We start from the raw sequence: 7,380 nt of genomic DNA, 5'->3' as shown, positions 1-7,380 counted from the left end.
TTGCAGGAGCAGGCCAGCGGGCTGTCCCAGGTAGTCAGTGTGTTCCGGTTGGACAGCAGCCAGGCGGTGCATTACGTGGCGCCGCCCCAGCGCACGGCACCGGCCCGGCAGCACGCACAGCCACCCAAGGCCAGGCAGGCGATTGCAGCACCGCGCAGGTCAGCCCCATCGGCACAGCCCCAGCTGGTTGCGGCGGGTGGTGAATGGGAAGAGTTTTGAGGCGGTGGCAAGATGCCTGCGCCGTTGCGGGGTGCTCAAGTCCTCAAGTTTTTCCTGAGGCTGCCGTTAAGCATGAAGGGGCTGTCATGAAGAGCGCCCTGTGCAGTTTGTTGCGCTAGAGGAACCAGGTTTTTATGTCAAACAACATGTTTTATACCGGACTGAGCGGCTTGAATGCCGCGCAGGCGGCCCTGGTGACCACCGGCCACAACACAGCCAACGTCAACACGCCCGGCTACAGCCGCCAGTCAGCACAGGTGGCCTCCGCCGGCGGCTCTTACAGTGCCGGGGTCGGGTTCTTCGGCAATGGTGCGAAGGTGGTGGATATCTCGCGCAGCTACGACCAGTACCTGGCTTCGCAACTCAATCAGGCCCAGTCGGCGAACCAGGCTCTGGACACCTTTTACACGCAGATCAGCCAGATCGACAATTTGCTGGCCAACCAGAAAGCAGGGCTGGCGCCGCAGCTCCAGACCCTGTTTACCCATGTGCAAGCACTCGCGAACACGCCGGCAGATCCGTCGGCCCGGCAGCAGTTGATCAGCTCCAGCCAGGCGTTGGCCAACCAGTTCAGGACCATGGACAGCTACCTGGGCAGCCTGAATGCCAGCGTCAACGACCAGGTGGCCGGACACGTCGAGCAGATCAACGCCTATGCCGAGCAGATTGCCAGCCTCAACACGCAGGTGGCCAGGCTCAGCAATGGCACAGGTGGCCAGGCGCCCAACGACTTGCTGGACCAGCGCGACCAACTGGTCAATGAACTGGGCAAACTCGTGGGTACCAAGCTCGTCGTGCAGGATGGGCAGTACAACGTTTTTATCGGCAATGGGCAGACGCTGGTGTTGGGCGACAGGGCCACGCGGCTGGCCGCGGTCAGTTCTGCAAGCGATCCCGGCCGCACGTCGCTGGCGGTGGTCAATGCTGCCGGCAATGCCGTCGAGCTGCAGGAGAGTGTGATTTCCGGTGGTTCGCTGGGCGGTTTGCTGCAGTTTCGCAACGAAACGCTGGCGACGACCCAGAACTCGCTGGGGCGCATGGCCATTGCCCTGTCGGACGCCTTCAATGCCCAGCAGCGGCTGGGCGTCGATCTGAATGGCGCGCTGGGCGAAGACTTTTTCTCGCAAGCTGTTCCCGGCGTGTTGTCGAACGCGAGAAACACCGGCAGCCTGGACCTGACAGCGTCGTTTTCCGACATCAGCCAGCTGACCACCAGCGATTACCGGCTGGACGTCAAGGCCGACCTGTCGTTCTCGGTGACCCGGCTGTCGGACAACAAGGTCTTCAGTGCCGCGGATCTGGCGGCGTCCGTGCCTCCCAATACCTTCGACGGCGTCACGCTCGCATTCGCAGGGGCCGCTGGTGCCGGCGACTCCTTCCTGATCCAACCCACCCGCACAGGTGCGCGTGATCTTGCCGTGACCCTGACCGATCCCGCCAAGGTGGCTGCAGCTTCGCCCATCATCACCGGCAACACCGCGGGCAACCAGGGCAGCGGGGCCATCAGCGCGGGTTCGGTGGATGCGGCTTATCCGGCAACACCCCTGGGCGCCACGGTGACTCTGACCTACAACAGTGTCACCAACGAACTCTCGGGCTTCCCGGACGGCAGCACGGTGATTTACTCTGCCGGCGCGCCCCTGAGCTTCGATGGCATCACGGTGAGCATCAGCGGAGCGCCCTCGGATGGCGACACCTTCACCATCGGGAAAAACACCGGGGGTGTCTCCGACGGCAGCAATGCCTTGCTGCTCGGCGCGCTACAGAACAAGAAAACTATGGGCAACGGAACAGCGACCTTCAACGACGCTTACGGACAACTGGTCAGCACCGTGGGCAACAAGGCCCGACAGGTCCAGATTGCACATACCGCCCAGACCAGCCTGACCACGCAGATCCGTGCGCTCCAGCAATCGGTGTCGGGTGTCAACCAGGACGAGGAAACCGCCAACCTGCTGATGTTCCAGCAGATGTACCAAGCCAATGCCAAAGTGATCCAGACCGCCTCGACCATGTTTGACGCCGTGCTCGGCATCCGCTGACAGGCACTGTTTAATCCCGGAGTTCATGATGCGCATCAGCACCCAAACCTTTTACGAGCAAAGCCAGGCCGCCATGGGCTCGCAGCAAAGCAACCTGCTTCGTGTGCAACAGCAGCTCGGTGCCATGAGCAAGATTCTGACGCCCTCGGACGATCCGCTGGGAGCCACGCGCGCATTGGCCGTGTCCCAGTCGATCGCGCTGGGCGCCCAGTATGCGGCCACGCGGAGCCAGGCCACACAGACGCTGTCCATGGAAGAAAACGCCCTGCAAAGCGTGACCACGGTCCTGCAGAACATCAAGGCCTCGCTGGTGCAGGCGGGCAATGGCACCATGACCGATGCCGACCGTGCCTCCATTGCCACCACTCTGCAAAGCAACCTGGACCAACTGCAGGGCCTGGCCAATACCGATGACGGCAATGGCCAGTTCCTGTTTGCCGGGTTCAAGAGCGGCAGCGCGCCGTTTGTGCGTCAGGCCGACGGCAGCATTCAATATGCCGGTGACCAGGGCAAACGCCTCATGCAGGTCGATGTTTCGCGCCAGATGGCCGGAACGGATGACGGCCGCAGTATTTTCCAGACGGTCCAGGGCGGCGCAGGCTACATCACCGCCTCTTCTGCGGGCAACGCCGGCAGCGGGGTGTTCAGCATGACATCGGTGCTTGACGTGACCGACCCGAACTACGGAAAAGACTTCGTGATCAGTTTCCCCACCCCGACGACGTACCAGGTGGATACGAACACGACGCCACCCGTCACCCTGGCGGCCGCTGCCTACACGTCGGGCGGCGCCATCAGTTTTGGGGGCTTGCAAATCACCATCACCGGAACACCGGCCGCCGGCGATACCTTCAGTGTGGCCGCGGCGAAAAATGCGGGAGCAGATGTTTTTGCCGCCATTGGCGACGTGATCAAGGCGCTCAATACCAAGATCGATGATGCGGGGCCGGAGGGCAAGGCCAAGGTGCTCAATGCCCTGAGCACGGCCAACCGGAAGATCACCAACGCGCACGACAACGTCCTGACCGTGCGTTCGTCGATAGGCTCGCGCCTCAATGAGCTGGATGCACTGAAAGTTACCGGCGACAGCCGGACGCTCACGGACAAAAGTTACCTGTCTGATCTGCAGGACCTGGATTACGCCACCGCCATTGCGGAGTTCTACCAGCGCCAGACGGCACTGCAGGCGAGCCAGCAAACCTTTGTCCGCATCCAGCAGATTTCCCTATTCAACTACCTGTAGGGCGCGCCCGGTCCATGCAGTTGGATAAAAATGCTACTGATTTGATAGCTGCTTGCGACCGCTCTATAAGGGCTAAGACCTTAAACCGCTTAGAAACTCCAGGATGGCCGCAAAGCCGGCCGCAAAACGTGGCTCCATGAAGGGCGCGATGTACTGCATCAGCATTTGCAGCATGCCCATGCCCGCCAGCAGTGTGATGGGAAAACCCACGGCAAAAATGCTGAACTGCGGTGAAACGCGGTTCAGGATGCCCATGGAGAGGTTGAGAGTCAGCAAGGCCGCGATGAGCGGCAAGGCCAGCATGAGCCCCCCGGAAATGACCTGGCCACCCGCGGACACCAGCAGGAACCAGCCGCCAGCGGCCAGCGGTGCGTCGCTGATAGGCAGGGTGCGGAAACTCTCGGCCAGCGTCATGATCAGCATCAGGTGGCCGTCGATGGCCAGGAAAATCAGGACCGCCATCACGTTCAGCAAACGCGCCAGAACCATGGTGTTGCCGCCGCTGGTGGGGTCGAAAAAAGAGGCGAAAGACAGGCCCATCTGCAGGCCGGCGTATTCGCCTGCGGCCTGAACAATCGCAAAGACCAGGCGCATCGAAAACCCGATGGCTGCACCGATCAGAATTTGCTGCACCAGGATCCAGAAGCCGGCGGCAGAAACCAGTGGAACCGCGGGCAGGGGGCCGAGGGTGGGGGCGATGGCGATAGACAGCAAGACGGCCAGGCCCACTTTGGCCGAGCGCGGTACAGCTTTTTCACTGAAGACCGGGGCTGTGCTGATGAGCGCCAGCATGCGGATAAATGGCCAGAGAAAAGCCACGATCCAGACGCCCAGCTGCTCCGAGGTGACGGAGAAGACCGGTGGCATCAGCCCACCAGCTGCGGAATCGAGGAGAACAGGGTACGCATGTAGTCCAGCACCAGGCCGAGCATCCAGGGCCCGGCAATCACCAGGGTGGCGAACACGGCCAGTAGCTTGGGAATGAAGGACAGCGTCATCTCGTTGATCTGCGTGGCAGCCTGGAACAGGCTGATGAGCAGGCCGGTGACCAGTGCCACCAGCAGCAGCGGCGCGCCCAGCATCATGGAAAGTTTCATGGCTTCATAACCCATGGCCATGACTGACTCGGGTGTCATTTTTGCTGCTCCTTTCGCTTGTCTTGCTGCATGGCCGGGCTCAGGTGTAAAAACTCTGCGCAAGCGCGCCTATCAGCAACTGCCAGCCGTCCACCAGGACAAAAAGCATGAGCTTGAACGGCAGCGAGATGGTTGCCGGCGGCACCATCATCATGCCCATGGACATCAGCACGCTGGCCACCACCAAATCGATGATCAGGAAAGGAATGAAGATGGTGAAGCCGATCTGGAACGCTGTTTTCAGTTCGCTGATCACAAAAGCCGGCAGCAAGATCCGTAGCGGCACCTGTTCCGGGCCTTCCATCTTTTCAATGTTGGCGAGCCTTGCAAACAGCGCGAGGTCGGCCTCGCGGGTTTGCTTGAGCATGAATTGCTTGAAGGGCTGAATGCCGCGTTCCATCGCCTGCTCGGCGCTGATCCTGTTTTCCGAAAACGGTTTGTAGGCTTCGCTGTGCACCTTGTCGAAAACCGGCGACATGACAAAAAATGTGAGGAACAAGGACAGACCCACGAGGATCTGGTTGGGTGGCGAAGACTGGGTGCCAATGGCTGTGCGCAGCAGGCCAAGGACGATCAGGATGCGGGTGAAGCTGGTCATGGACAGCAGCAGCGCCGGCAGGAAGGACAGCGAGGTCAGCAACACCAGCGTCTGCACGCTGAGCGACCAGGTCTGGCTGCCGCCCGGGCCGCGCGTGCTGACGATGCCCGGCAGGCCCTGGGCGAATGCCGTGGCCGGCCATGCCGCCAGGATCAGCAGGCACAACGTGAAGAGGGCGAACGGCAGCGAAGAGGCCGTGCGGCCGCGCAGGTGATGGAGGGTCCGGCTCATCAGTCCTGCTTTTTGAGGTGATTGAATTTGCCGAGAGACTCCAACAGCTTCCGGGAGAAAGCGGCAGCGGGTGTCATGCTGTCCAGCCCTGATGCTGCCTGAACCTCAGGCTGCTGTTCGGCCGGCATGGTGTGCAACGCGCGAACCTGACCGGCCGCGACACCGAGCACCAGCCATGAGCCACCGATTTCCACCACCACCACGCGTTCGCGCTGGCCGACCATGGCGCTTGACACCACCTTGAGCAGGCGTCCGCTGCCGGACTGGCGCAGGCCAAGCCGGCGGGCTGCCCAGCCGCACAGGAAGATCAGCGCGAGTACGGTGGCCAGGCCAAAAGCCGCCTGCAGGAACCCGCCCATGCCAAAAGAGCGGACGGGTTCTGACGCCGCGGTGGGTACCGTGGGAAGCGCGGCGCCGGCCGCCAGGCTGATGCTGGCCAGCAGAGCGGCGGCCAGCCTGGGAAGCTGCAGCCGGATCATCGGTTCAATTTCTGGATACGTTCGGAAGGCGTGATGATGTCCGTCAGGCGGATTCCGTATTTTTCGTTCACCACTACCACCTCGCCCTGCGCAATCAGGTAGCCGTTGATGAAGACGTCCATGGGGCCGCCCGCCAGGCCGTCGAGTTCGACGACGGAACCTTGCGACAGCTGCAGGAGGTTTTTCAGCGTGATGCGGGTGCGGCCCAGTTCCGCCGTGAGCTGCACGGGGACATCCAGAATCCTGTCGATGTCGCCCTGGGCAATACCCGCTCGGGCGTCGCCCTGCAGTGGTTGAAAAACCCTCTCGCCCGCCTGTTCGGGCGCTGCCGTGGGAGGGGCGTTGGGAGCGGTGGCCTGCGCCTGTTCGGCCAGCGCGCTGCCCCAATCGTCAGCCATGTCTGCCGCCGGATCGTCCTTGCTGTCTTCACTCATGGTCGCGTTCCTTGCCTGAATCTCTGTCTTGGTGGTTGATCATCTTCTGTACCCGCAGGGCATAGTGGTTGTTGGATGTGCCGTAGCCGCATTCCATGACGGGAACGCCGTTGACCTGGGCAACGATCGTCTCGGGAATTTCGACAGGCAGCACATCCCCGACCTGGAGCTTGAGCAACTGGCCGATGGTGGATTGAAAGCTCAGAAAGTGGGCCTTGAGTTCCACGTCGGCGCTCTGGATCTGCTGAGACAACTGCTTGACCCAGCGCTTGTCCACTTCAACTTCGCCCTGCAGGGGATTGGACAGCAGGTCCCGGATCGGTTCGATCATGGAATAGGGGATGCAGACGTTCAGAGCTCCGCCGATCGGGCCGAATTCGATGTGGAAGGTCGTGTTGATGACGACCTCGTTGGGGGACACGATATTGGCCAGCCGGGCATGCATCTCCGCGCGCACGTATTCGAAATCGAGCGGGTAAACCGGCCGCCAGGCCTGGCCATAGCTGTCCAGCGTGAGGTTCAGCAGCCGTTTGATGATGCGCTGCTCGGTCTGTGTGAAATCCCGGCCTTCGACGCGGACGTGGTAGCGGCCGTCGCTGCCGAAGAGGTTATCCACGACCAGGAACACCAGTTTTGGGTCGAACACGAACAATGCCGTGCCGCGCAGGGGTTTCATCTGCATCAGGTTGATGTTGGCCGGCACCGGCAGATGGCGGATGAATTCGCCGTACTTCTGGATCTGCACCGCCCCGACCGAGATGTCCGCGCTGCGGCGCATGAAGGTCAGCAGCGAGCCGCGCAGGTGCCGCGCAAATCGCTCGTTGATGACTTCCAGCGTATGCATGCGGCTGCGCACGACATGCTCATCAGTCCCGAGGTTGTAAACCGGCAGTCCCCCGGATACCGGCGACGGTGCGCTGGCGACGTCGGCGTCACCGGTGACGCCCTGCAGTAGCGCATCTACCTCGTCCTGCGACAGTTGCTGTTCATAGGCCATT

Annotated in this window: 8 protein-coding genes and 1 pseudogene; 3 read left to right on the top strand and 6 right to left on the bottom strand. The window is 61.8% G+C overall.

What is annotated here, in order from left to right:
• From ABI660_RS12555 to flgL, 3 genes and pseudogenes are all read left to right on the top strand, one after another.
• Positions 1-219, top strand: a pseudogene (locus ABI660_RS12555) (methyl-accepting chemotaxis protein); the annotation flags it as partial.
• A gap of 134 nt (positions 220-353) precedes the next feature.
• The gene (gene flgK / locus ABI660_RS12550) at positions 354-2,261 is read left to right on the top strand and encodes a flagellar hook-associated protein FlgK (RefSeq protein WP_348068452.1); all 1,908 of its coding nucleotides are present in this window, start codon (positions 354-356) and stop codon (positions 2,259-2,261) included.
• 28 nt (positions 2,262-2,289) lie between these two features.
• Positions 2,290-3,504, top strand: coding sequence for a flagellar hook-associated protein FlgL (gene flgL, locus ABI660_RS12545; protein ID WP_348068450.1), 1,215 nt, complete (start codon positions 2,290-2,292; stop codon positions 3,502-3,504).
• Positions 3,505-3,576: 72 nt separating this feature from the next.
• Here the strand turns inward: flgL and fliR are convergent, their stop codons facing one another.
• From fliR to fliM, 6 genes are all read right to left on the bottom strand, one after another.
• A complete protein-coding gene (fliR, locus tag ABI660_RS12540; protein WP_348068448.1) occupies positions 3,577-4,371 on the bottom strand; it encodes a flagellar biosynthetic protein FliR in 795 nt (264 codons plus the stop codon).
• Positions 4,371-4,640, bottom strand: a complete 270-nt coding sequence (fliQ, locus tag ABI660_RS12535; RefSeq protein WP_348068446.1) for a flagellar biosynthesis protein FliQ — start codon at positions 4,638-4,640, stop codon at positions 4,371-4,373. The genes fliR and fliQ overlap by 1 nt, the downstream gene beginning before the upstream one ends.
• 40 nt (positions 4,641-4,680) lie before the next feature.
• Positions 4,681-5,403: a flagellar type III secretion system pore protein FliP gene (gene fliP, locus ABI660_RS12530; protein WP_348068458.1), complete on the bottom strand. Its 723-nt coding sequence runs from the start codon at positions 5,401-5,403 to the stop codon at positions 4,681-4,683.
• Between the two features lie 65 nt (positions 5,404-5,468).
• The gene (gene fliO / locus ABI660_RS12525) at positions 5,469-5,948 is read right to left on the bottom strand and encodes a flagellar biosynthetic protein FliO (RefSeq protein ID WP_348068444.1); all 480 of its coding nucleotides are present in this window, start codon (positions 5,946-5,948) and stop codon (positions 5,469-5,471) included.
• Positions 5,945-6,382: a flagellar motor switch protein FliN gene (gene fliN, locus ABI660_RS12520; RefSeq protein WP_348068442.1), complete on the bottom strand. Its 438-nt coding sequence runs from the start codon at positions 6,380-6,382 to the stop codon at positions 5,945-5,947. Before fliN ends, fliO begins: the two co-directional genes overlap by 4 nt.
• On the bottom strand, positions 6,375-7,379 hold the full coding sequence (gene fliM, locus ABI660_RS12515) for a flagellar motor switch protein FliM (RefSeq protein ID WP_348068440.1): 1,005 nt from the start codon (positions 7,377-7,379) through the stop codon (positions 6,375-6,377). Before fliM ends, fliN begins: the two co-directional genes overlap by 8 nt.
• Position 7,380 lies beyond the last annotated feature (1 nt).

The sequence above is a fragment of the Polaromonas sp. genome (assembly GCF_039930745.1).
In the GTDB taxonomy this organism is placed as follows: Bacteria; Pseudomonadota; Gammaproteobacteria; order Burkholderiales; family Burkholderiaceae_C; genus Polaromonas.
The sequence above is the reverse complement of the archived record's forward strand: the minus strand, read 5'-3'. Positions and strand labels throughout refer to the sequence as shown.

Excerpts from the sequence above, each read along its gene's own strand:
- flgL (WP_348068450.1), top strand. The coding sequence starts at position 2,290 with ATGCGCATCAGCACCCAAACCTTTTACGAGCAAAGCCAGGCCGCCATG.
- fliR (WP_348068448.1), bottom strand. The coding sequence starts at position 4,371 with ATGCCACCGGTCTTCTCCGTCACCTCGGAGCAGCTGGGCGTCTGGATC.
- fliQ (WP_348068446.1), bottom strand. The coding sequence starts at position 4,640 with ATGACACCCGAGTCAGTCATGGCCATGGGTTATGAAGCCATGAAACTT.
- flgK (WP_348068452.1), top strand. The coding sequence starts at position 354 with ATGTCAAACAACATGTTTTATACCGGACTGAGCGGCTTGAATGCCGCG.
- fliM (WP_348068440.1), bottom strand. The coding sequence starts at position 7,379 with ATGGCCTATGAACAGCAACTGTCGCAGGACGAGGTAGATGCGCTACTG.
- fliO (WP_348068444.1), bottom strand. The coding sequence starts at position 5,948 with ATGATCCGGCTGCAGCTTCCCAGGCTGGCCGCCGCTCTGCTGGCCAGC.
- fliN (WP_348068442.1), bottom strand. The coding sequence starts at position 6,382 with ATGAGTGAAGACAGCAAGGACGATCCGGCGGCAGACATGGCTGACGAT.